The organism is Prosthecobacter sp. GW821-HT29F12, from assembly GCF_058803405.1.
This window is the reverse complement of sequence record NZ_CM179517.1, coordinates 4169820-4192582: the sequence shown is the minus strand read 5'-3', so window position 1 is coordinate 4192582 and position 22763 is coordinate 4169820. Positions and strand designations below refer to the sequence as shown.

20 protein-coding genes are annotated in these 22763 nt (G+C 61.3%); 7 read left to right on the top strand and 13 right to left on the bottom strand.

Going from position 1 to position 22763, the window contains the following annotated elements; translation table 11 throughout:
- Nucleotides 1-66: 66 nt before the first annotated feature.
- Both AC3RLQ_RS17160 and trmB read right to left on the bottom strand, forming a co-directional pair.
- Complete coding sequence (locus AC3RLQ_RS17160; protein ID WP_493029898.1) at nt 67-771, bottom strand: rhamnogalacturonan acetylesterase; 705 nt, start codon at nt 769-771, stop codon at nt 67-69.
- 9 nt (nt 772-780) lie between these two features.
- A complete protein-coding gene (gene trmB, locus AC3RLQ_RS17155; protein ID WP_493029897.1) occupies nt 781-1416 on the bottom strand; it encodes a tRNA (guanine(46)-N(7))-methyltransferase TrmB in 636 nt (211 codons plus the stop codon).
- Between the two features lie 109 nt (nt 1417-1525).
- Between trmB and AC3RLQ_RS17150 the strand changes: the two genes are divergently transcribed.
- A complete protein-coding gene (locus AC3RLQ_RS17150; protein ID WP_493029896.1) occupies nt 1526-2050 on the top strand; it encodes an FmdB family zinc ribbon protein in 525 nt (174 codons plus the stop codon).
- Between the two features lie 47 nt (nt 2051-2097).
- On the opposite strand, the gene AC3RLQ_RS17145 is transcribed toward AC3RLQ_RS17150, so the two are convergent.
- From AC3RLQ_RS17145 to AC3RLQ_RS17130, 4 genes are read right to left on the bottom strand one after another with little or no spacing between them, the layout of a single operon-like run.
- Nucleotides 2098-5250, bottom strand: coding sequence for a type I restriction endonuclease subunit R (locus tag AC3RLQ_RS17145; protein ID WP_493029895.1), 3153 nt, complete (start codon nt 5248-5250; stop codon nt 2098-2100).
- Nucleotides 5247-6314: a virulence RhuM family protein gene (locus AC3RLQ_RS17140; protein ID WP_493029894.1), complete on the bottom strand. Its 1068-nt coding sequence runs from the start codon at nt 6312-6314 to the stop codon at nt 5247-5249. The genes AC3RLQ_RS17145 and AC3RLQ_RS17140 overlap by 4 nt, the downstream gene beginning before the upstream one ends.
- 24 nt (nt 6315-6338) lie before the next feature.
- The gene (locus tag AC3RLQ_RS17135; RefSeq protein ID WP_493029893.1) at nt 6339-7649 is read right to left on the bottom strand and encodes a restriction endonuclease subunit S; all 1311 of its coding nucleotides are present in this window, start codon (nt 7647-7649) and stop codon (nt 6339-6341) included.
- Nucleotides 7639-9291 carry a class I SAM-dependent DNA methyltransferase gene (locus AC3RLQ_RS17130; protein WP_493029892.1) on the bottom strand — a complete coding sequence of 551 codons (1653 nt, stop codon included), beginning with the start codon at nt 9289-9291 and terminating at the stop codon, nt 7639-7641. The genes AC3RLQ_RS17135 and AC3RLQ_RS17130 overlap by 11 nt, the downstream gene beginning before the upstream one ends.
- Nucleotides 9292-9914: 623 nt before the next feature.
- On the opposite strand from AC3RLQ_RS17130, the gene AC3RLQ_RS17125 reads away from it, so the two are divergent.
- On the top strand, nt 9915-11135 hold the full coding sequence (locus AC3RLQ_RS17125; protein ID WP_493029891.1) for an IS4 family transposase: 1221 nt from the start codon (nt 9915-9917) through the stop codon (nt 11133-11135).
- 175 nt (nt 11136-11310) lie between these two features.
- On the opposite strand, the gene AC3RLQ_RS17120 is transcribed toward AC3RLQ_RS17125, so the two are convergent.
- Nucleotides 11311-12714, bottom strand: coding sequence for a LysM peptidoglycan-binding domain-containing protein (locus AC3RLQ_RS17120; protein ID WP_493029890.1), 1404 nt, complete (start codon nt 12712-12714; stop codon nt 11311-11313).
- A gap of 64 nt (nt 12715-12778) precedes the next feature.
- Here AC3RLQ_RS17120 and AC3RLQ_RS17115 point away from each other — a divergent pair, with 64 nt between their 5' ends.
- The 4 genes from AC3RLQ_RS17115 (at nt 12779) to AC3RLQ_RS17100 (ending at nt 15304) form a co-directional block, all read left to right on the top strand.
- Nucleotides 12779-13546, top strand: a complete 768-nt coding sequence (locus AC3RLQ_RS17115) for an N-acetylmuramoyl-L-alanine amidase (RefSeq protein ID WP_493029889.1) — start codon at nt 12779-12781, stop codon at nt 13544-13546.
- Between the two features lie 45 nt (nt 13547-13591).
- Nucleotides 13592-14359 (top strand): amino acid ABC transporter permease, encoded by a 768-nt coding sequence (locus tag AC3RLQ_RS17110; RefSeq protein ID WP_493029888.1) that lies wholly within the window; start codon nt 13592-13594, stop codon nt 14357-14359.
- A complete protein-coding gene (locus AC3RLQ_RS17105; protein WP_422318592.1) occupies nt 14349-15086 on the top strand; it encodes an amino acid ABC transporter ATP-binding protein in 738 nt (245 codons plus the stop codon). The genes AC3RLQ_RS17110 and AC3RLQ_RS17105 overlap by 11 nt, the downstream gene beginning before the upstream one ends.
- A 92-nt stretch (nt 15087-15178) precedes the next feature.
- The gene (locus tag AC3RLQ_RS17100) at nt 15179-15304 is read left to right on the top strand and encodes a hypothetical protein (RefSeq protein ID WP_493029887.1); all 126 of its coding nucleotides are present in this window, start codon (nt 15179-15181) and stop codon (nt 15302-15304) included.
- A gap of 167 nt (nt 15305-15471) precedes the next feature.
- Here the strand turns inward: AC3RLQ_RS17100 and AC3RLQ_RS17095 are convergent, their stop codons facing one another.
- A complete protein-coding gene (locus AC3RLQ_RS17095) occupies nt 15472-17436 on the bottom strand; it encodes a hypothetical protein (RefSeq protein ID WP_493029886.1) in 1965 nt (654 codons plus the stop codon).
- Nucleotides 17437-17448: 12 nt separating this feature from the next.
- Nucleotides 17449-17856, bottom strand: coding sequence for a hypothetical protein (locus AC3RLQ_RS17090; RefSeq protein ID WP_422318586.1), 408 nt, complete (start codon nt 17854-17856; stop codon nt 17449-17451).
- A 177-nt stretch (nt 17857-18033) separates the two neighbouring features.
- Between AC3RLQ_RS17090 and AC3RLQ_RS17085 the strand changes: the two genes are divergently transcribed.
- Nucleotides 18034-18177, top strand: coding sequence for a hypothetical protein (locus AC3RLQ_RS17085; RefSeq protein ID WP_493029885.1), 144 nt, complete (start codon nt 18034-18036; stop codon nt 18175-18177).
- 28 nt (nt 18178-18205) lie between these two features.
- Here the strand turns inward: AC3RLQ_RS17085 and AC3RLQ_RS17080 are convergent, their stop codons facing one another.
- From AC3RLQ_RS17080 to AC3RLQ_RS17065, 4 genes are read right to left on the bottom strand one after another with little or no spacing between them, the layout of a single operon-like run.
- Nucleotides 18206-18823 (bottom strand): L,D-transpeptidase, encoded by a 618-nt coding sequence (locus AC3RLQ_RS17080; protein ID WP_493029884.1) that lies wholly within the window; start codon nt 18821-18823, stop codon nt 18206-18208.
- Between the two features lie 4 nt (nt 18824-18827).
- Nucleotides 18828-19118 carry a hypothetical protein gene (locus AC3RLQ_RS17075; protein ID WP_493029883.1) on the bottom strand — a complete coding sequence of 97 codons (291 nt, stop codon included), beginning with the start codon at nt 19116-19118 and terminating at the stop codon, nt 18828-18830.
- Entirely contained in the window at nt 19115-19690 is a 576-nt protein-coding gene (locus AC3RLQ_RS17070) for a DUF1318 domain-containing protein (RefSeq protein ID WP_493029882.1), read from the bottom strand. The genes AC3RLQ_RS17075 and AC3RLQ_RS17070 overlap by 4 nt, the downstream gene beginning before the upstream one ends.
- Nucleotides 19674-22730, bottom strand: coding sequence for a hypothetical protein (locus AC3RLQ_RS17065; protein ID WP_493029881.1), 3057 nt, complete (start codon nt 22728-22730; stop codon nt 19674-19676). The genes AC3RLQ_RS17070 and AC3RLQ_RS17065 overlap by 17 nt, the downstream gene beginning before the upstream one ends.
- Between the last annotated feature and the right edge of the window lie 33 nt (nt 22731-22763).

Here is a 22763-nt window from a genome sequence, read left to right as displayed (position 1 = left end):
CAACTTCACGGCTTGGACCATAGACGTCTTTGCGGGCTGCGCCAAGCTGCAAGACGTTGCACGGAGTTACTTCAGGAGCTTGGCGAGATCGGGGGCCACTTTGTGGAGTTCTTCGGCGATGATGGCGGCGATGACTTGGGCACCGTGGTCGTTGAGGTGGGTGCGATCGGTGGTTTTGGCTTCGGTGGGGGGGCGGACAACTGGGGGGTTGAATGTGTCGGATTCCGCAATTCCGAGCTTGTTGTGCAGGTTTACGCTGCGCGTGAAGAGGTCGACGAGGGGGACCTGCTGTTCGGTGGCGACTTTGGTGGCGGCGTCGGCCCAGGGTTTGAGTTCGCCGCGGATTTTGTCCTTGTCGAAAACGCGGCGGGTGAGGGAGGTGACGAGGATGGGTTTGGCGCCGATGGCGCGGGCTTCTTCGATGAAGCGGGTGAGGTTCTGAGGGAAGGTGGTGGCGGGGTCGGTTTCGCGTTTGGGGCCTTTGCCGGGCATGTCGTTGTGGCCGAACTGGATGAGGATGTAGGCGGGTTTGGAGTCGAGGACTTTCTTCCAGTTGCCGGTGTCGCGGAAGCTTTTGGAGCTCTGGCCGCCGGCGGCGAAGTTGAGGCACTCGGCGTTGGGGCCGAGGAGTTTGGCGAAGGCGGCTCCCCAGCCGGCTTTGTCGGTGACGGTGGAGTCTCCGGCGAGGGCGATGCGGGTGCGGGTTTCTTCAGCGTGGCTGATGCTCAGGCTGAGGCTGAGGGCGAAGAGGAGGAGTCTGCGGCGGAGCATGGGGGGACTTTAACGTCCGATTTTCTGCCATCTCGCACGGTGAATGGTGCGGCCCATGTGGAGCCAGTCGGTTTCGAAGTCGGTGGTGGGATAGAAGAAGGCGTCGGCGGGCCAGTCGATGCGGGTGAACTGGTGCTCGCGGGTGGCGAAGCTGGCGAGGGCGTCTTCGAAGTAGGGCTGGTCGTCGGTCTTGAGGAGGAATTCGCCGCCGTCGGTGAGGATGCGGTGGAGGCCGTCGAGGAATTCGCTTTGGTTGACGAGGCGGCGGGCGGTGTGGCCTTTCTTGGGCCAGGGATCGGGGCAGAGGAGGTGGAGGCGGGAGACGCCGGAGGTGGGGAGGAGCCAGCCGACGGTGTAGGCGCTTTCGAGGCGCATGATGCGGGCGTTGGGTAGCTGCTGGTTGTCGATCTTGCGCCCGGTTTTGATGACGCGGCCGAGCATGCGCTCGACGCCGAGGAAGTCGCGCTCGGGGTGGTGGGCGGCCATGCCGGTGAGGAAGGTGCCGTCGCCGCAGCCGAGATCGACTTCGAGGGGGCGGGCGGGGTCGGGGAAGATTTCGACGCGCGAGAGTTCGCGGAAGTGATCGGGGGGCGTGAAGAGGGCGGGCACGGTGGATGGTGTGCCGATGAATGCTGGGGCTGGCAAGTGAGGAATTGGGGAGATGGGAGATGGGAGATGGGAGATGTTTGGCGGGGCTTGAGCGGTGGAGTGGGCTGGCTATATTTTGGGGAACCCATTTCCAACCTTTCCTCTCATGCCGATTTACGAGTTCTACTGCCCTGACAACAACAAGCTGTATTCCTTCCTGGCGCGTTCGCTGGCGTATCGGGACAAGCTGCCGGTGTGCCCGGATGGGGAGGGTTTGAGGATGGAGAAGCGGGTGTCGGCGTTTGCGGTGATCGGGAAGGCGAAGGAGGAGTCGGGGGATGATCCGTTTGCGGGGGTGGATGATGCGAAGATGGAGAGCTTCATGGCGGACATGGAGCGGGAGATGGGGAGCATGAACGAGGAGAATCCTGATCCTCGCCAGCTGGGGCACTTCATGCGCAAGATGACGGAGATGATGGGCGACAAGACGCCGCCGGAACTGCGGGAGATGGTGCGCCGGCTTGAGGCGGGGGAGGACCCGGAGAAACTTGAGGAGCAGTTTGGGGGGATGGACGAAGGGGACGCGGGGGATGCGCTGTTTTCACAGATGCTGACGCGTGCGAAGGCTGCGCGGAAACAGCCGATCAAGGACCCGAAGCTGTATGAGATGCGGGATTTTGTGAAGGAGTAGAGGCTGGATGCTGGATGCGCGCTGGCCTCGGACGCCGCATCCAAATCTTAGACCCACTCAGCGCATAGCAGCTCGGCTTGGGCGAGGACGGTTTTGACGGCTTCCTCTTGGAGGTCGGGCGGGTAGCCGTGTTTGTTGAGGATGCGCTTGACCATGACTTTGATTTTGGCGCGGGCGCTTTCGCGGAGGGTCCAGTCGATGGTGACGCTTTTCTTGACCTGAGTGATGAGCTCGGCGGCGATGAGCTTGAGCTTGTCGTCGCCCATGGCCTGTACGGCGCTGTTGTTGGCGGCGAGGGCATCGTAGAAGGCGACTTCGTCGTCGGTCAGGCCGAGGTCTTCGCCGCGCTTGGTGGCGGCATCGAGATCCTTGGCGAGCTTGATCAGCTCTTCGATGATCTGCATCGTTGAGATGGCGCGGTTGTGGTAGGCGTTGAGGGTCTTCTTGAGTTTCTCGCTGAAGATCTGGCTTTGCACGAGGTTGTGCTTGGAGCGGACTTTGAGTTCGTCCTTGAGTAGTTTTTCGAGAAGCTCGGCGGCGACGTTCTTGTGCTTGAGGCCGCGCACTTCGGCGAGGAATTGATCGCTGAGGATGCTGATGTCGGGCTTGGGCAATCCGGCGGCGGTGAAGACGTCGATCACCTGACCTTCGGTGGTGATGGCTTTGCTGACGAGCTGGCGGATGGCGGCGTCGATCTGTTCGGGCGTCTTGCGGTTGGTGCCGCTCTGTTTGTTCAGCGCGGCTTGCAGGGCCTGGAAGAAAGACACGTCATCGCGGATGGCGGTGGCTTCATCGCTGGCGGCGCAGAGGGCAAAGGCGCGGGAGAGTTCTGTGACCACCTGCACCCAGCGCTTCTTGCCGTCGTCCTGCTCCAGAATGTGCTCCTGGCCTGAGGGAATGAGCGCGAGGCGTTCGGTGGGTTTGCCGCTGGTCCATTTGTCCCAGTTGAAGCCGTGCAGCATGTCGCAGGCGATGTTGTGCTTCTCCAGCATCACCGCGATGGCCTGCGCGGTGTCAAAGGTGGGGTTCCCCTGCCCGCCGCTCTCGGTGTAGGTGATGAGAGCCTTCTTGAGCTGATCGGCGAGGCCGAGGTAATCGACCACCAGACCGCCGGGCTTGTCGCGAAAGACGCGATTTACGCGGGCGATGGCCTGCATGAGGCCGTGGCCCTGCATGGGCTTGTCGGCATACATGGTGTGCAGGCAGGGAGCATCAAAGCCGGTGAGCCACATGTCGCGCACGATCACGATCTTAAAGGGGCTCTTCGCGTCCTTGAACTGGTTCGCCAAGTCGCGTCGCTGCTTCTTGTTGCCGATGTGCTTCTGCCATTCGGGGCCGTCTTCGGCACTGCCGGTCATCACCACCTTGAGCGTCTCGGCCTCCCATTCGGGCCGCAGTATGATAAGCGCATCGTAAAGGTCCACGCAGATGCGGCGGCTCATGCAGACGATCATGGCCTTCCCGTCCATGGCCTCCACACGCTTCTCGTAGTGAGCCACCAGATCGGCCGCCACGAGCGCGATGCGTTTGGGGTCTCCCACCAGCGCCTCGAGTGCGGCCCACTTGGTTTTGAGCTTCTCCTTCTTCGTCAGCTCCTCGCCTTCGGTGATCTCCTCAAACTCTTCGTCGATCTTCGGCAACTCAGCGGCGTTCAGACTCAGCTTGGAAATGCGGCTCTCGTAGTAGATGGGCACGGTGGCCTTGTCTGCCACGGCACGCTGGATGTCGTAGATGCTGATGTAGTCGCCAAAGACCGCCCGCGTGTTCGCATCGGTCTTTTCAATCGGCGTGCCGGTGAAGCCGATGAAGGAGGCATTGGGCAGGGCATCGCGCAGATTGCTGGCGAAGCCGTAGGACATCTCGCCGGTCTTTTCATTCACCTTGCCGCCAAAGCCATACTGGCTGCGGTGCGCTTCATCCGCGATGACGATGATATTCTGCCGTGCGCTGAGTTCGGGCATGGGCTCTCCCTTTTCAGCGGCAAACTTATGGATTGTGGTGAACACCACGCCGCCGCTCGCGCGGTTCAGCAGCTCGCGCAGATCCTCGCGGCTGGCGGCCTGCACGGGTGCCTGGCCCAGAATGTCCGCGCAGCGCTGGAACTGGCCGAAGAGCTGGTCGTCGAGATCGTTGCGATCCGTGAGCACCACCAGCGTCGGATTCTGCATGGCCGGATGCCGCACCACGCGGGCGGCATAGAAGAGCATGGAGAAGGACTTGCCGCTGCCCTGCGTGTGCCAGACCACGCCTGCGCGGCGGTCGCCGGGCTTGCCGCCGTGCATGCGGCCGGTCCAATACGCGCCCCCGCTGTCTTTCACACGAGTCTCCTTCAGCATGCCGCTGGCGCGCACGGTTTCCTCCACGGCTGCATTCACCGCGTGGAACTGATGGTAGCCCGCGATGATCTTGTGCAGCGCGCCGTTGTCCGGGTCTTCTTCAAAGACGATGAAATGCTGCAGCAGGTCCAGGAAGCGCTGCCGCTCAAACACGCCGCGCACCAGCACCTCCAGTTCCAGCGCCGTCTTCGGGGCATCGCCCTCGCCATCAATGGTGCGCCATACCTTGAACCATTCTTGATTGGCCGTCAGCGAGCCCATGCGGGCCTGCAGACCATCGCTCACCACCAGCGCTGCATTGTAGTGCAGCAGGCTGGAAATCTCCGACTTGTAGGTTTGCAGTTGCGCGTAGGCGCTCCAGATCGTCGCGTCTTCATCCGCCGCGTTCTTCAGCTCGATCAATCCCAGCGGCAGCCCGTTGACGAAGACCACAATGTCCGGCCTGCGGTTGTGCTGCCCTTCGATCACCGTGAACTGGTTCACCGCCAGCCAGTCGTTCGCCCGCACATCGGAAAAGTCCACCAGCCAGGCCTGGTCGTTCTTCGTGCTGCCATCGGCCCGCTTGTACACCACGTCCACGCCATCACGCAGCATCTTGTGAAAGGCGCGGTTCGTCTGTGTGAGGGAGGACGTCCCCACCCGCAGCACCTTTCTCAGCGCATCCTCACGGGCGTCTTCGGGGATGGCCGGGTTCAGTCGCCGCAGCGTCTCGCGCAGGCGTGCCACCAGCACGACCTCCGCAAACGAATCACGTTCTGCCGAAGTCTCACCGGGCGCAATGTGTGGCCCGTGACCGATGTCATAGCCCAGCTCCCCGAACCATTCGAGTGCCGCGTCTTCGACGATGGATTCGTTGAGGCTCATGGTTCTTCGCCTTTCTCGGGCAAGTTCTTGATCAATTTGTCGAAGTCCGATTCGAACAGCCGGTCCTGCACGATGCGGTATTTCTCAAACTCACTTTCGGCGTGGGCTTGGGCGATTTCGGCGGTCACTTTGCCGGCATCCTGCAAAATTTCCCGGTCGGTCGCGGCGATGAAGCGATTGAGGCGGGTTTCCCAGTCCTGCATGGTCATGGGAATCTGCCGCAGGGCCATGCCTTCGGCCACATCGAGGTAGGCGGAGACGAGGCGTTGCAACTGCGCCATCTCGTTTTCCGTGAGGTAGTTTTTCGCCACGCTGACATCGAACTTCTGAATTTTACCCTGGGGCGCGTCTTTCCAGGAGGTCAGGCCCATGTGGGTTTTGGCCGCATCGGCACGGGAGACAATGACCTCTGCAGCGGTCTGGCCGTGGATGGCCCAGTGCAGCTTGTTCTGCACGGTGGCAAAAAAGCGTTTGGTGGCAGCGGCGGTGACATCGTAGTCGATGGCGGTGGCGTAGATGTCGGTGATTTTCTGGTAGAACTTGCGCTCGCTCAGGCGGATTTCCCGGATGCGCTCAAGCTGTTCCTCGAAGTATTTTTTGCCGAGGATGGAGCCGTCGTTCTTCAGACGCTCGTCATCCATGGCAAAGCCCTTGATGGTGAAGGACTCAATGATGCCGGAGGCCCATTTGCGGAACTGGACGGCGCGCTCCGAGTTCACCTTGTACCCGACGGCGATGATGGCGGCCAGGTTGTAGTGCTGGGTGTCGTAGGTTTTGCCGTCGGCGGCAGTTATCCGAAAATATTGGATAACTGAATCTGCCTCCAGCTCATGGTCAGAAAACACCTTTTTCAGGTGGTAGTTGATCGTCCTGACGTCCACGTCATAGAGCAGTCCCATCATCTTCTGGGTGAGCCAGACATTCTCATCCGCATACACGGCCTCCACTCCGCCCTGGCCGCTTGCAGCCACAAAGGTGAGGTACTCCGCCGCCGAGGAGCGCAGCAGCGAGACTGCGGTGTTCTTTTTGGAAGGACCGCCGGGAGTGGGTTTGCGTTTGCTCATGGTTTCATCTCGGGCCGTTTGGGACTATCCGGCGGCTTCGGAGGGTTGCTTTCCGCCCACCTTCAACTCCCCGCTCAGCAGCTTCGGCAGCAGGGTGTCGCGCAGGGAGGCGAGGGTGCGGGATTGGTGGTGGTTTTGTTGGATGCGCTGAATGAGCGGCTTAGACGTGTGTTCATACGCATCCAATATCTCTTTGCTAGGTTTGAGCACGGAGAAGCCTTTGATGTCCGGTGAACTGAGGCTGGGAAATACCGAACCTGTGGTCTTTTCAAGCAAGCGATTAAGACCAACGTTGATGGTTTGGTAAAGGAAGCTGTGAAACCCGCCCTTGGCTCTAATGGCACAGACACCGCGTCCGATACCGTAATCACCATCGGAAACGACACGCCTGCCAGTCGTTGAGCCGCGCACACAAAAAATCAAGTCACCCTCAGCAGCAAACCTTGTTGCGGCCTCGGTCCATTTTGTTTTCACTGGAAAGTAATCGCCGAACTCTACCGGACCGTTGATTAACGGTATCCCAACGCCATTCGCGTTATAGCTCTCTCCATCAGGAGAAAGCCCCATCATGACAGAGGCGATCTCGTCGAGACGTGCCACTTCCCAGCCAGTCGGAATACGCCCGAGTGGTGAGTCTTGGAAGGAGTCGGGAAAGAGGTGGAGATAAGGGGATTCGAACCCCTTGGCTGCATTCTCTCGGCGAGGGGAGTTGAACCCCTCGCCGTCTAGCTTGGCGCGGACGGGGTCGAAATCCACGAACCAGCTCTGGAACAGCGCCCTCGCCATCGCCTCCAGCGTCGCGTTCATTCGCTGGTTCAACTCGATCTTTTTCTCCATCTCTTCAAGCAGCTCGACGACCTGCTTTCGTGTCTTTGTGATAGGAGGTACAGGGAAGGACAAAAAATCTTCGCGACTTAGCGCGACAACAGCACTGCCGGTTGCTCGTCCCTCACAATAGTCTCGGTATTGAGGCGACCGCAGTATCCAATATAGAAAATCTGATGCCTCGCGACCTGAGTCCTGAAACTCCAATTTGACTGTGTCTTGCGTTAGCCTGCCAGAGGGAACAGAAGAAGGAACTCTTGCTACCGAACCAATCATTTTACCGTCTTTGGTGGCTCCTTTCAGTGAAACAAAGAGGTCGCCGGGAGAGAGCATCAGCTTGGGAGGGCATTCCCCGCCATAGGTTTTGTAGTCTCCTTCACGAAAGCCACCACCCGGATGGATGGAACCGAGCCCAAGCAGTGCCGGACCGGGCTTTCCGACAAGATTTCCTTTGTATGTGGTGCCTCGTTGAAGAGTGACAAAATCTGCAACTGTTGATTTAGCTGCCATAACCCAGCCTCCTCAGGTTTGTTCGGATGGCTTTTTCGAGTTTTGCAGACTCTTTGAACTGCTTCTCTAATTCGACGACAAGTTTGCCCATCTTCTCCTCAAAAGGCTCGCCGTCGTCTTCGACTTCCTCCGCGCCGACATAGCGGCCCGGGGTGAGGACGTAGCCGTGCGCGGCGATCTCGGCGGTGGTGGCGGATTTGCAGAAGCCGGGGATGTCGGCATAAGGCAGTGCAAGTTCGAGGCATATGCCGCGCTTTTCTGCGTCCTTGAGCTGGGCATCGACATCCCTTTTCCAATCGTGGTACGTGCTGACGATCTTCTCGATGTCGTCATCGGTCAGTTCGCGGTGCACGCGGTCGATGAGGGTGCCCATTTTGCGGGCGTCGATGAAGAGGGTTTCGCGTTTGCGGGCGCGGATGAAGTCCCGTTCTTCCTCTGAAGAGGGCATGACGGTCCGCGCTGCCTTTGACCGAGTGAGGAACCAGAGGCACACCGGAATCTGGGTGCTGTAGAAGAGCTGGCCGGGGAGGGCGATCATGCAGTCCACGAGATCGGCCTCGATGATGGCTTTGCGGATGTCGCCTTCGCCGGACTGGTTGGAGGACATGCTGCCATTGGCCAGGACGAAACCGGCCATGCCCTGCGGGGCGAGGTGGTGGATGAAGTGCTGAACCCAGGCGAAGTTGGCATTTCCCTTCGGCGGGGTGCCGAACTGCCAGCGGACGTCGTCGTCTTTGCGGTGCCAGTCGCTGTCGTTGAAGGGGGGATTGGCCATCACAAAATCGGCACGGAGGTCGGGGTGCTGATCGACGCGGAAGGTGTCGGCGTGCTCCTTGCCAAAGTCCGCCTCGATGCCGCGCAGGGCGAGGTTCATGATGGCGAGGCGGCGGGTGGTGGGATTGCTCTCCTGGCCGTAGATGGAGATGTCTCCGAGCTTGCCGCCGTGGGACTCGACGAACTTCTCTGACTGCACGAACATGCCGCCGGAACCGCAGGCGGGATCGTAGATGCGGCCTTTGTAGGGGGCTAGCATCTCAACGAGCAACCGCACGATGCAGGAGGGGGTGTAGAACTGGCCGCCGTTTTTCCCCTCTGCACTGGCGAACTGGGTGAGGAAGTATTCGAAGACGCGGCCGAGGACGTCCTTCGATTTGCTGGCGACATCGGCGAGCTGGATGGAGCCGATGAGGTCGATCAGCTCGCCGAGGCGGTGCTTGTCGAGATCCGGGCGGCCGTAGTTTTTATTGAGCGCGCCTTTGAGCCGGGGATTGTCGCGCTCGAGGGCGTCCATGGCGTCGTCGATGATCTTGCCGATGGTGGGGAGCTTGGCGCTGCCCTGGAGGTAGGCCCAGCGTGCGGCGGGGGGAACCCAGAAGACGTTTTCGGCCTTGTATTCGTCCTGGTCTTCGGGATTGGCCCCGGCGTAGTCGCCTTTGCCATCGACGAGCTTGGCGTGGTGCTCGTCAAAGGTGTCTGAGATGTATTTGAGGAAGATGAGGCCGAGGACGACGTGCTTGTACTCGGCGGCGTCCATGTTGTTGCGCAGCTTGTCGGCGGCGAGCCAGAGCTTGGCCTCGAAGCCGATGGTGGCGGATGATTGGGAGGTGCCGGAGCCGGGCTTGCTGGTTGCTTTTCGTGCCATGTGGGGATTTTCCTATCCAAGCGGGGAATGATTCGGATGGCAAGGGATGAACGGGGGAAAGGGCTTCGCGGGCGATCTCCCGCACCCCTTCAGGTGCGACCTTCGGTGAAAGGGGGCGTGTGATGGGGTGACCCAGGGCTTGCTGCGCGGCGCCCTGGGCTGAGTCCGGCGGCCCTTCAGGCCGCGGGGGAGGGGGGGAGAATTTATGATTTACGATTTATGATTTTTGATTTCGGAGCGGGGCGCGCGGTGTCGGGCGCGAGGCGGAGGATTGAGGCGGCGGTTTCCTTCTTCGCTAATCCATCCTTCGCTAATCCATTCTTCGCTGAAGCTTCGAAGGACTGACGAGCTTCGGAGGACACGAGCTACGAAGGACTAGCCGCCCTAACTGCGATGGGGTGGCAGGGACGTTCGACCGGAGCCGATGTGGACATCGGCGCTCCCAGCCATGAGCTGCGCCGACGCGGCGGTTCCCTACCCGTATGGCGGGAGGGGACTTGTTCCGCAGGAACAAGGCAACTTTGGGGCAATCCTGCCAATAGTGTTCGGCACAGGGTTTGAGGTGGAGTGATGTGACAAAAACGTTGCTGTACGTTTGGGCGAAGGGTGGCATGAAGTTGCTGATGGCTGCAGCCCGAGTCCCAGCCCCCAAGATTGAAGTCGCCCAGCTGCGGCACTGGAAGCTCATCGAGCAGTTCCAGCGTGTGCTCGACGAGGTCAGCCCGCTGCATCAGCCCCACCGCAGCGAGCACGACCCGCGGCGCACCCTCCACCAGCGCGATTACTTCTCGCTGTTTTTGCTCGGCCTGTTCAACCCGGTCATCACCTCCATGCGCGGGCTCTGCCAGGCCAGCAGGCTGCAGCGCACGCAACGCTCCCTGGGCACCCTGCCCGCAAGCCTGGGCAGCTTCTCGGAGGCGCAGAGCCTCTTTGATGCGCGGCTGCTCCAGGCCGTGCTGGAGCGCCTGGTGGCGGACCTTCCCCCGCAGCCCGGTCCCGGCGGCGTGGACCTCGCCGCGCTGCGCGTGGTCGACAGCACCTTGTGGTATGTGCTCCCGCGCATGGACTGGGCCACCTGGCGCAGCCAGTACAAGGACCAGCGCGCCGTGCGCCTGCACATCAAATACCGCCTGGCCGACGGCCTGCCTGCCGGCGGCCTGCCCTCCAACGGGGTTTTGTGCGAGCGCAAAGCCCTGCGCCAGCAGCTCAAGGCCGGGGAGTTCTACATCGGCGACCGCAACTACGGCATGAACTACCGCTACCTCGAGGAGCTCGAGAGCGCCGGGTGCGGCTTTCTCATGCGCCTGCGCCAGAACCATGTCAAGGTGGAGACGCTCCAGGAGCTGCCGCTAAGCCAGCGCGACATTGAGGCCGGCGTCTGCCGGGATGAGCGCGTCATGCTCGGGGAGAGGGCCCTGTGCAGGCGCGGCCCGTTCCGCCTGGTGGTCGTCGACCGGCCGGACATGGAGGAGCCCGTATGGCTGGTGAGCAATCAAACGGCAGAACAGCTCAGCGCCGGGGAGCTCGCCGGACTCTACCGGCAGCGCTGGGAGGTGGAGGGATTTTTCCGCTGGCTCAAATGCCTGCTGCCCTGCCGGCACTGGTTTGCGGAGAGCGAAAACGGCGTGGCCATCCAGATCTATGCCGCGCTGATCTGCGCGGTGCTGCTGACGCGCAGGCTGGGACGGCGGCCGAGCAAACGCATGCTGGAGATGCTGGCCTTTCATCAGATGCAGACGGCCAGCGAGGAGGAGCTTGCCGAGGCGCTGCGGCTTGAGGTGCAGCGCGCCACCCGGGTGCGCAAGCCGCGGCATGGCACGCTGAGCAACTGGAAACCCGCATAGCAAAGGGCAGTGCAGGCGCGCGCGCGCGCCAGGGCTGCGCGTGCCCGGATGCCACGATGTCGCCCACCTCCCACTCCCTGGCCCTTTCACCGCCGCCTCAATTCAAAAATGCTTGGCTCCATTCACCCCTCTATAGCAGACCGCGTGCCGAACAGTACTGGCAGGAATGCCCCTGTTACCGGCTGCTGACGGAGACGGCGCCCATGGCGGGGACCATGATTTCGTCTCCGGGTTTGAGGGTGGAGCCGGAGGGGAGGCGGTTCATTTCGCGGATGTGATCCGGGGTGGTGGTGAACTGGGTGGCGATGGTTTCGATGGTATCGGAGCGATCGACGCGGTAGGCGAGGATGCCGCGGTGGGAGTCGGAGGTGTCGGGGGCTTTTGGAGCGGCTGGGGGTGCGGCGGCGATGGGGGCGGGGGGCGGCGCGGATGGGGGGGCTGAGACTGGGGCGAAGCCGCTGGCGGCTGGGGGCGGGGTGCCGCCGGGGACGCCGAAGCCGGGGAGGGGGACGGTGTCGGGGGATTCGGCGCGTGGGGGGGCGGACCGGGTCTTGGTGGCGACGAGGGTGGTGGTGGTGCGGCCGGGGATTTTGAGGCGCTGGCCGACGATGATTTTATTGACGTCTTTGACTTTGTTGGCGGTGGCGAGGGCGACGGGGGTGATTTTGTGCTTGAGGGCGATGGCTTTGAGGCTGTCGCCTTTTTTGACGGTGTAGTAGAGGGGGGAGCTGACCTTCACCATGGTGGTGGTGACGGGGGCGGAGCCGGTGGCGGGGCTGCCGGTGAGGGTGGGCGGGGTGTAGCTGGCCTGGGTGGTGGAGGAGCTGCCGCTGAGGCGGTGGGGGGAGGGGATGAGGAGGGTCTGGCCGACGTGGACTTCGTCTTCGGTCATGCGATTGAGCTGCTGGATCTCGCCAACGCTGACGCGGTGGGTGGAGGCGATGCGCCAGAGGGTGTCTCCGGGGCGGGAGATGTAGGTGGTGTGGGCGGCGAGATCGGTGCCGCCATCGTAACGGGTGGTGCTGCCTTTGCCGCCGCGCTTGATGCTGCTGACATCGCGCTCGAGGTCGCCGATGCGCATGTTTTGGACGCGGTCGCTGTCGCGGAGGCGGGAGACCTGATTGGTGAGATCGCCGGTGGGGCCGTAGACTTTGGGGGGTGGCGGGGGGCCTGCGGCGGGCTTTTTGGTGGTGGTGGCAGCGGGTTTGGCGGGCGCTTTGCCGGTGGCGGTGGTTTTGCCGTGGGTGGGTGCCTTGGAGAATTTGGTGGAGGTGGGCTTGGGGGGCGGGCCGTAGCCGGGAGGGGCCGTGGGATAGGTGTAGCCGGCGGATGCGGGCGGGTAGGTGTAGCCGGGGGGCTGGGTGTACTGGGGGCGGCCGGCGGGGGCCTGGATGGCGGCGGCGGACTGCCGGGTGGCTCTGGCGGAGGGCTGCTGGAGTCCTGCGCCGGGGGCGGGGTAGCCGGGTGGGGGCGGCTGGGTGAAGGTATTGGTGACTGCCTGGAGCGGGTGAGTGAAAATGACTCCCCCGAAAAGCACGAGAGATCTCAGCACCGAGGATGAAAGGCAGGGTGTCTTCATATGGCTATTGTAGAAAATTCGATTGTTAATTCAATCAAATATTTTATAACTGTGAATATATTTTTTGAAATTTCGCCCGTTCATCGCCCTGAGCCTGCAAACGGTGGTCGCTTTTTTGGCCCTCGGGGGGAGTGTGTATTCGCTGGTGTGGCTGGAGGGGCGGCAGGCGGCGGAGCCTCTGCCGAGGGAGCGATTTTGGAATGAGAGGGCGCCGATTGTGGTGGTGGATGCGGGCCATGGGGGACATGACGGCGGGGCGGTGGCGAACGGGGTGATCGAAAAAAATATGAGCTTGGACATCGCGAACCGGCTGAAGAAGGAGCTGGAGGCGGCGGGGGTGCGGGTGGTGATGACGCGGAGCGGGGACCGGTTTCTGACGCTGGATGAGCGTGCGGCGATGGCGGGGACGCATGAGGCGGCGGCCTTTGTGAGCGTGCACCTGAACACGGACGGTGAGGGGAGCGATGCGGAGGGGATTGAGACGTATTTTGCGGAAGGGAAGGGGCTGATGGCGCGGCTGGTGGTGGCGACTGGCGAGGGGCGAACGGAGGGGGACGGGGCGGAATTTGCGAGCACGGTGCAGCGGCTGGTGTGCGGTGCGACGAAGGCGGAGAACCGGGGGACGAAGGCGCGGGACTACGCGGTGGTGGCGCGGGCGGCGTGCCCGGCGGTGCTGGTGGAGTGCGGATTCATCACGAGCGCGAGTGAGTCGGTGCGGCTGAAGCAGGCGGGGTACAGGGACAAGGTGGCGGATGGGATCGCGCGGGGGGTGGTGCTGTTTTTGCAGAGCCGGGCGGCGAGGGCGGGTGTGATTGCTGCGGTGGCGAAGTAAAATCAGCGGGACAAACGGTGTCTTCCCGGCGTAAATCATGGGGTCTTGCCTGCCTCCCACGACATCGCTGTTTCGAGTACGCGCCGTGCGCTTTATGCGCTGGGGCTGTTTGCGATCGCGTCGGCGGTGTTTTACGGGGTGTTTTCGGCGGTGAAGTATCCGTGGAACTGGAGCGGGGTGTGGCAGTACCGGGAGCAGTTTTTCCAGGGGTGGCTAAGCACGATGGGGCTGTCTCTGGTGGCGATGGTGGTGAGCATTGCGTTTGGGTTTGTGCTGATGCTGGGGCGGCGTGCGCGGTGGCTGCCGGTGCGGATGGGATGCGGGAGCGTGGTGGAGGTGGTGCGGGGATCTCCGCTGCTGGTGCAGCTGCTGATCGGGCATTACATCATCGCGCAGGCGCTGCACATTGATCAGCCGCTGTTTACGGGGATCATTCTGCTGGGGTGCTTTGAGGGGGCGTATCTGGCGGAGATTTTTCGGGGGGCGGTGGAGAGCATCAGTGCTTCGCAGCTTGAGGCGGCGCGTGCGGTGGGCTTTAGCAAGGCGCAGACGTACCGGTTTGTGATCATCCCGCAGGCACTGAGGCGGGCGCTGCCGGGGACGACGGGGCAGCTGGTGTCGCTGATCAAGGATTCGTCGCTGCTCTCGGTGATCGGGATCGAGGAGCTGGTGCAGAAGGTCAAGATCATGAATGCGGCGAACTTTGCGCCGCTGGAGGGCTACCTGCCGCTGGCGCTGGCTTATTTGATCGTGACGCTGCCGCTTTCACATCTGGCGCGTCGATTGGAAGGGAGGTTTGCGTATGAAACTTGAAACGCATGCGGTGACGAAGCGGTATGGCGCGCACGCGGCGCTGGACGGGGCTTCGTTTGCCACGGGGGACGAGGCGCGTGTGATCGCGCTGCTGGGGCCTTCGGGCGGGGGGAAGTCCACGCTGCTGCGTGTGCTGGGGAGTCTGCTGGTGCCGGATGACGGGCATGTGAGCATCGATGCGCGTGCGCTGCCGCATGATGAGGAGGGTGCTTTGAATGAGCGGCGTGGGAATGGTTTTGTGTTTCAGGGGTACAATCTTTTTCCGCATCTCACGGCGCTGCAGAACATCGCGCTGCCGCTGCGAGAGGTGCATGGGATGAGCGAAACGCAGGCCACGCAGCGGGCGCTGGAACTGCTGCACCGACTGGGGCTGGCAGGGCATGAGCATAAAAGGCCGAGCCAGCTTTCCGGAGGGCAGCAGCAGCGTGCGGCCATCGCGCGGGCGCTGGCGCCGAAGCCGCGACTGCTGCTGCTGGATGAACCGACTTCGGCACTCGACCCGGTGATGACGGGGGAGGTGCTGGATGTGATCCGCGAATTGGCGGAGGCGGGTCAGAGCATCATCCTGGCGACGCATGAGATCAGCTTTGCGCGGAAGGTGGCGGACTGGGTGGTCTTCCTCGTGGGTGGGAAGGTGCAGGAGTCATCCACTGCTGCGGAGTTTTTCACGCGGCCGCAGACGGAGCTGGCGCGGCAGTATTTGGAAGGGTTGTCGAAGTACCGGTGATCAATGGCGATGGATACGCGCAGGGTCGGAGGCAGATGCGATGTGATGGTATGAAATCATTCTGCTGCCTCCTTGCCTTGTTCCTTGTATCCGTGAGCGCTCTTCCTAGCTGCAAAAAAGGCCCGGCGGAGAAGATTGGTGACAAGATTGATGATGCCACGGATTCACGCCCTGCTGAAGGAGTGCGTGATGCTGTTGAGAAGGCCACGGGCAAGTAATTGCTAGCTGGCGCGCGTTTCAGCGGATGCGATGGGGATAGCGGAGTTTTGTGTCACCGCTACGCGGTTCCCCGGATTTCGCACAAGCATGAGCGTTGCGATTCCGTGGGTTGGCACCCACGGCTACCTTTGTGCCAGCCCTACGGGCTTTCGGAGACGAAAGTGCTCTAGTTGTTGAGCGCTGCGGCCGAAGTGGGATCGGGGGTGGTGGCGGGGGGCTGGTCGCCGTTTTTGACGACTTCGACGAGGCGCTTGATGCCATCGCGGGCCATCTCGCTGAGGGGGTGCATGCTCTTGGCTTTCAAATACCAGGCGAGCGCGGAGCCGACCTGCTGCTTCTCCTCCTGCTGACGGGCGTTTTCGATGGCGGTGACGAATTCGCTGGCCTTCACACCGAGGTCTGCGCGCAGTTTGCTGAGCACGGGATCGTCAGGGTAGAGCTTGGATTCCTTCTCCACTTTTTCCCATGCGGCGGGAGCGCTGCTGGCGGCCATTTCTTTGGCGCCACCGAGGATGAGTTCGAGGCGGCCCATGTCCTTGAGGACTTTTTCGAGCTGCTGCTTGCGGGTGAGGTCATCGGCGACGGCGGCGATGAAGGGGGCCTGGTTTTCGAAGATCTGGCGGTAGTTGCGCTGGCTGAGGAGGCGGTCGAACTCCATGAGGGCCTGGGACTTCATGTCGGTGGACTGCATCATGTGCTCGCTGAGCTGGGTGACGCGGGGATTGGTGGGCCAGATTTCGGCGGCGGCCTTCATCTCGGCCTCGACGGTCTTGGCGTCCTTGTTGCCCATGGCTGCATTGGCGTTGTTCACGTGCAGATTACTCATGGTCTTGGCGGTTTGAATCGCGGCGAGGGGCTTGGCGTATTCAAAGTCGTCGGAGGAACTGCGGAGTTCCATGACGACGGTTTCGGCGCTGGAATAGTCCTTCATTTCCAGGAAGGAGAGGAGCTTGTTTTTCTTGCGCACGAAGTCGAGCACCTTGGTCTTTTCGGACATGGGGAGGCGGCGGACGCGTGGGAGGTATTCGCCGATGCCGTAGGCTTCGAGGAGGCGGTTGCTGGCGCTGTCGACATCCCGGCGGGCGACGAGGTTTTCGAAGGAGACGAGGGATTCATCGACGCTGCGGATGGCTTCGAGGGAGAGGCCGTCGATCATGCTGACGGTGGGAGGCACGCCGAAGCTGCTGGAGAGGAGCTTTTGGACATCGCTGTTCTTGTCGAGCTGAAGGATGCTTTCGCCGTCGCGGAAGAGATTGGGGTAGAAGCGGCAGGCGATGACGGCGTGCTCAAAACGACGCTGCATGAACATCTGAATGATGAGGGCCTGGAACTGGATCTTGCTGGTGACTTCGGAGAGGCCCATGGCGGTCTCGTTCAGTTTGGTGCGGGCTTCGATTTCAGCGATGCCTTTGATGTAACCGGAGGTGCGGCCGACGGTGGCGCTGTTATTTTGCTGCGTCTGCGCATTGGTTTGCTGCGAGCCGTTTTTGGAGGCGGGGCCGCTTTTGGTGAGCGGGGTGCTGCTCAAGCCCATTTCCGCGTTCCATTCGAGCTGCTTGCGGCGCTCCATCATGGCGGTGTTGGCGAGCTTGCGTTCGTTGACACGTTTCTGGGAGGTCCAGACATCCCAGATGGCATTGGCGACGGCGTTGCAGAGGCCGCCGTCGATTCTGGCGGCACCGGCCTCTGGCAGCATGGCAAAAGCTTTCATGACTTCAGGGCCGCGGATCTGAGCCTTGGTGACGGGGTCGGTGGCCTTGTGCGTGGGGGCGAGGAGTTCCATGATCTGGGCCATGAGATCACGATAAGCCTGGTCTTCAGGGCCGTTGGCCTCAGGCGTGGTGAGATAGGTCTCAAACCGGGAGCGCATGAGGCGGTTGTTGGTCACATTCCAAAGCTTGCCGTTGAAGGAGACGTTCTCCGAGCCGGGATCGGCCATGGGCATGTTGCCGAGAGCGGTCTGCGTATCGGTCTGGCGATCGGCAGCGCTGCCGGGCACCATGTTGTAATTGTTATTGGATGTGGAGGTGGTGTTGGCCGGGGGCGCACCCGCACCGGGGCTGCCTGGGAGAACCTGGGCGGTGGCGGAGAGAAGTCCGGCCAGGGATAGGGCAAAAATAAGGCGCTTCATGACGGTGTGGGATTACGCTTTGATGAGTTCGAGCACTTCGAGCACGCCGGTTTCCATGACGCGCACTTTAAAGATGTAACGCTGGCGGCGCTGAATGTTGGCCCCTTTGTAATCCGGCGGCACCCAGACAGGAAGGTAAGTATTGCCTGCGCCATCGCTGATCTGCAAGCTGAAGAGGCGGCCGTCTGCGCTGCGCCAGTTGTCGAGCCGGTCGTCCACGACGCCCTCGACCTTGTATTCATTGCCACTGAGGGCGGTGGCGTTTTCCATGAACTCACTGGCACTGAGCTCGGTGACGCCTGTCATCGCATCCGTTGAGCGATGCATCAAAGCAAAGCCACCTCCGCCGACGAAAGCGAGAATGGCGATCAATCCCATCCAGTGGGTGGGGCGGACTCCAGATTGGGCACGGCGTGACATGGGTGGATCAGGAAGTTTTGGGTGGAGGGATCAGTAAAAGGCAGGCTAAAAATCGACGACAAACGCTGGCTGTCCAATCCAAGATGAGGCAGGTTGTCATGAATGGGGGGCTCTGGCAGAACTAATATCCGCACTTATCGCGATTCGTTTCAAGGAATCGGATGCGGTACCGGCTGCATGGTGCATTTGGTTTTAATCGGCCTCCTCGGTCTGGCGGTGCTGGTGTGGTGCATCAAAAATCGTGCCTGGGAACTGAGTGTGACGGTGGAAATGCCGACGGCGAAGAAAGCCGAGCCGGAACCGGGCGAAGCGGCCCCCTAACTTTTGTATGCGGGTGACAGGTCTGGGGTCATGGCGCGTCAGGGTGAGCGGCGCTGCTGCCACGGATGTGCACTGGAGTGCCCACCTGGGCATGCTCCCAGATCACTTGCTGGGGCTCGGCAGGAGTGCGGATGCAGCCTTTGCTGGAGAGCTCTCCCGGCTTGAACTCGCCCTGATGAATGCCCACGCCGGGCCAGGTGAGCCGCAACCAGTGTGGCATTTCGTAGCCTTCGTAGCGGGTGCCCGGCGGCTGGGGGCCATGATGCTCCCAGACGCGCCACACGACCACCTCACGCGTGTCCTGCTTGACGAACTTGCCGTAGCGGTTGGAGAACTTCGTCGGCAGCTTTTCGAGCACCTTGAAGTGACCGGTGGGTGTGGGCGAGTTGTTCCGCCCCGAGGAGATTTGGGTGACCACTACGGCCTCCTTGGCTGCATTGAACAAACGCATTTCCTGCCGGGAGAGGTCGATTTCGATGCTGGCCGCCGCCGGTTTCAAGGCTGAGGCCAAGGCCGCGTCGATATGATAAACGGGTTTGGGCAGTGATGGCGTCGATGGTTTGCGCTGCAGCAGTGTGCAAGCGGACAGGAGACTCAGGATCAGCAGAGATAGCAGCCGCATGTAAGAGGGCAGCAGATGAAGCATGGGCTCATTTCCCGCCGCCTTCGTCGATGTCAAAAAATTTTCCGGCCACTGCCCAGGCCAGATCTGTGCGTGGCAGGATGCCGTCTCCGCCGATGTAGTAGCGGCTGCAGATGATATAGTTGTCACGATACACCCCGGTGCTGGTGCCGGCAGAGAAGATGGCGGCGACCTTCAAGCTGAGTGAGCCGGCAATGCCATGCTTCTGCTGCATGTAGGAACGGAACTCGTTCTCGGTGGGATTGGTGAGGGCAAGTACGACGGTCAACGAGATGAGGAGGAAGACGACAAGTCTCATGGCTTGGGCGTGGTGGTTGGGATGGGTGGAGTGGTGGTTGGCTGGCTAGCTGGGGGAGTTGTTTTGGCGTCCACTCGTTTTAGCTCAAACGAGCCGGGGGTGGAGCCTGGAATTTCAATCCATTCGCCGGGTTCGGCCTGCTCGCTGCGCAGGCGCCACTGCTCGCTCTCGATCTCATAGAGAGGGCGGTTGGCCTCCTTCGCTTTCTGTCGCATGAGGAGCATGCGGTCTTCATTTTCGGCGGCCACGGCTTTTTTCACCTGGGTGCCCCAGTCGCCAGCGGGCACTTCACGGATTTGGAGCAGGCCGCGATGATTCTCGCTGACGAGCTGGTTGTTTTTCAAGGTCTGGATTTCCTGCATGCGGTTGCGCATGCGCTCGGTGGCCTCGCTGGCATTTTTGAGAGCCTCCTTGTCCTGGGGTTCGTCACCCCGGTACTGGTAAACATCCAGGCGCATGTTGAGGTTCACTTCGAGAGGCTTTGGTGTGGTGATCGGCACCTCGGGCAGCTTGCAGGCGGCCAGGATGAAAGCAGCAGAGCAAAGGATGAGTCGTTCAGTTGGCCAAAGCATCAGCGGTCTCGGGTTTGCGTGGTTCCTCTTTCCAGCGGTGATCATAGACATTCACATCGAACTTGCGCGAGCCTTTCGGGCCGAAAAATCGCAGGTGACCGCGGCCCTCACGTCCGTAGAAGCGTGCTTTGCCATCGATGTTTTCATACTCGAAATCGCGCAGCGTTTCCAGCCCGATGCGGGTTATTTGATCTCCGATGGTGCCGGTCAGCGCCGTGGGGAGAGATTTGATCAAGTCATTCAGCGCGGCGATGCTGAAGCGGCCATGCGAGCGGTTTTGGAATTCAGCATCGCCCTGATAGAGTTCGTTCTTGTTTCCTGTGGCGACGATCTTGGCCTGAACCTTGCCATCGATCAGGAAGTACTCTGGAAACAGGGTGGTCGTCACGGGCTTGAGATCCACATCGGTGCCGGCCACCCAGCCATCCCAGGTGAAGGTCTCATCCAGGTAGATGTCGAACGCGCCATTGACATAGCCGCCGTAGGCCGAGCTGCCGAAGAGGCCGTAGATGCCGTGCACGTCGTAGGTCACGCTCAGGTGGGCATTTTCAAAGTGGAGCTGCTTCCAGCGCAGCTGGTCGACGGTGAAGGTCTCGGTCAGATTGTTGTTCCGGTCTTTCATGGGCAGATTGAAATGCACCTGCCCTTTCATGCCGCGGAACTCGAGCTTGAGATCCTTGAGTGTGTAATTGTCGGTGGGAATGTTGAATTGGGCATCGAGCTGGCCGCTTTCGAGTTTCGAGGTGAAGCTGAAGGGGAACGGGCGGCTGATGCCTGCGAGCGGTACGCCTTTTGGCGCGATGATGAGCTTGCCATCGCTCACCGCGAGGGTGTCCACCTGCCAGCCCGGGGAGGTGGGTTTTGGCGGTGCGGGCGGGCCAAAGGTGGCATCCGAAATGGGAGCTTCGCCCTTCATTGATTTGCGGTAGTTTTCCACATACCAAAACAGATCTTCGCCCACATAGAGAACGGGGGAGACGATTTCGACGCGGTCAATGCGGCGGTGCAGGAGGCCGTCGAGAGTGTAGTTCACATGGATGACATCCATTTCCGCCACGGTGCGCAATGCTTCGTGAGGGGAGGGGATGCGCAGGCGTGTGAGCTGGATGCTTTGTGGCTCCACGTTTTCCGCGAGGCCGTCCAGATCCAGTGGGGTCTCGTTTGCGGCGAGGTTCACATCAAAACGCACCGGGGGCAGACCGGGGGCGATGCTCATGAGCGTGACGCCGAGTTTCTCCACTTCGATTTTACCTGCTGTCCAGCGCGCTGCGGCGGCATCTGCTTTGGTTTGAACCACTGCTGCATCACCGGTGAACAAAGTCATCAGTGCGTCTCCCGCCGCCACATGACCTTCCGTGATCTTCAATGATTCCAGGCGCTGTGTGCGCCACATGTCCGGCAGCGCCGCCAGCACCTCCACCTCCGCGAAATTCAACACCGGCAAGCTCGAACGTTTGGGGATGCTCATCTGAGCGGATTGAATGCGCAGATGCTGCTTGGATTGCTCTGTCGTGATCGAGAAGTGAATCGAAGATTCCAGGCGTTCCGCCAGCTGCATGGCGATGTCGAGCTCGGCATCCGTCACCGTGAGGGAGCCAAACTGCAGCTGCTTCCACCAGGGCAGGGCGGGTTTTAGAGGTGACTTCACCGGTGGTGTTTCGATCTTGTCAAACCATGGGCCGTTCTCAGGGGTGAAGGCAAAATGGGGGGCGGTGAGCACCAGTGATTCCACCTGCCACAACTCGCGAAAGCTGTCGGGCACGAGTTCCAGTGTGGCGGACTTTGTCTGTGCGAAGGGGTTTGGCTGGATGCCGGCGGCTTTTGGATTCCAACGCAGGGACACTTCTGCCAGTGCCAGTTTTTGCTTCACTGCCGAGCGCAGTCCCTCTGAGGAAACATCCAGCGCTTCCAGGCTGGTGCTCCAGGCCAGATCACCTGTCAGGGGACACAATTCCGTGGGTGTCAGTTTGAGCGTGCCGCCCTGCACTTCCAGTGCATCGATCTTTGCCTGCCAGGCGGTGGACTGTGTGGATTCGCTTTTGGGCAGCAGGGCTGTTTCGAGTTCACGGGTCCATTCGATGGCTGGCTTGTGCAAGAGTCCGCGCTCCACATGCCAGAGGCCGTTTAAATCTTGGGAAGCTTTCAGGTCCATGGCTGCGACATTGATCCCACCGGCTCCGGTCAGGGGCTGAAGGTGCAGATTTTTCAGATGCAGCTCCTGAGTGCCGCCTGAGAGCAAGCCCGCGCTGGAGAGTCTCACATCACGCCCGTCCCAATCAAACTGCAGGCCGCCGCGCAAGGGGGGCAGTTTGGCCCTGAGTGTGGGAGTGAGCTCCTGCAGCCAGGCGAGATCAAAGCTGCCGCCGTGCAGCGAGGCTCTTTTGAGTTCGATCTCTTTTCCGCGCATTTCGGTTTCGAAATGCAGGCTGCTGAACACAGGCTGGCCGCGCCACTGCGCCTGCTGCAGGTCTGTGATCACGGTTTTGAACGAAGGGGATTGGCTGCCGCCGACTTCCAAGGCCTGCACCTTCTGCGTGATGATCACACTGCCAAGGGGCAGCCAGTTATCATCGCGCACGATGAACTTCGTAGGGGCGAGATCCACCAGGTCCAGACGCCAGCGGAAGGAGGAGGAATCCGTGGCTGCCGGGCTGGCGGGTTGAGTTGTTGACGGCAGCAGCCATGCCAGGGGCACGTCCACCACGGCATCCTCCACTTTGAGGCCGCCGAGGTTTCCCTGGTAGAGCTGGCCCCAGCGAGGCCGCCATTCCAAATGGCCCACGCTTGAGATGTGTTTTGAACTGGGCAGGTGAAGGGTGCTCACTTCACGCACGTGCAGGGCTCCGTCCTGCCAGTCCAAGGAGACGACTTCCACCTGCATGTCGCCGAGAAAACGGCGCAGCAATGCATTCGTGAGGGGCACGCGCTGGTGCCATGCCCAGCCGACCAAGATGCACAGAAGGATGATGCCCGTGAGTCCGAGACGCCAAGTCCAGCGCCATAAGCGGCGGAGTTTGGAGAAGGAGGCTGCGGAATTCACTCAGCCAGAGTATCAGGAAGTCGTGGGTTTGCC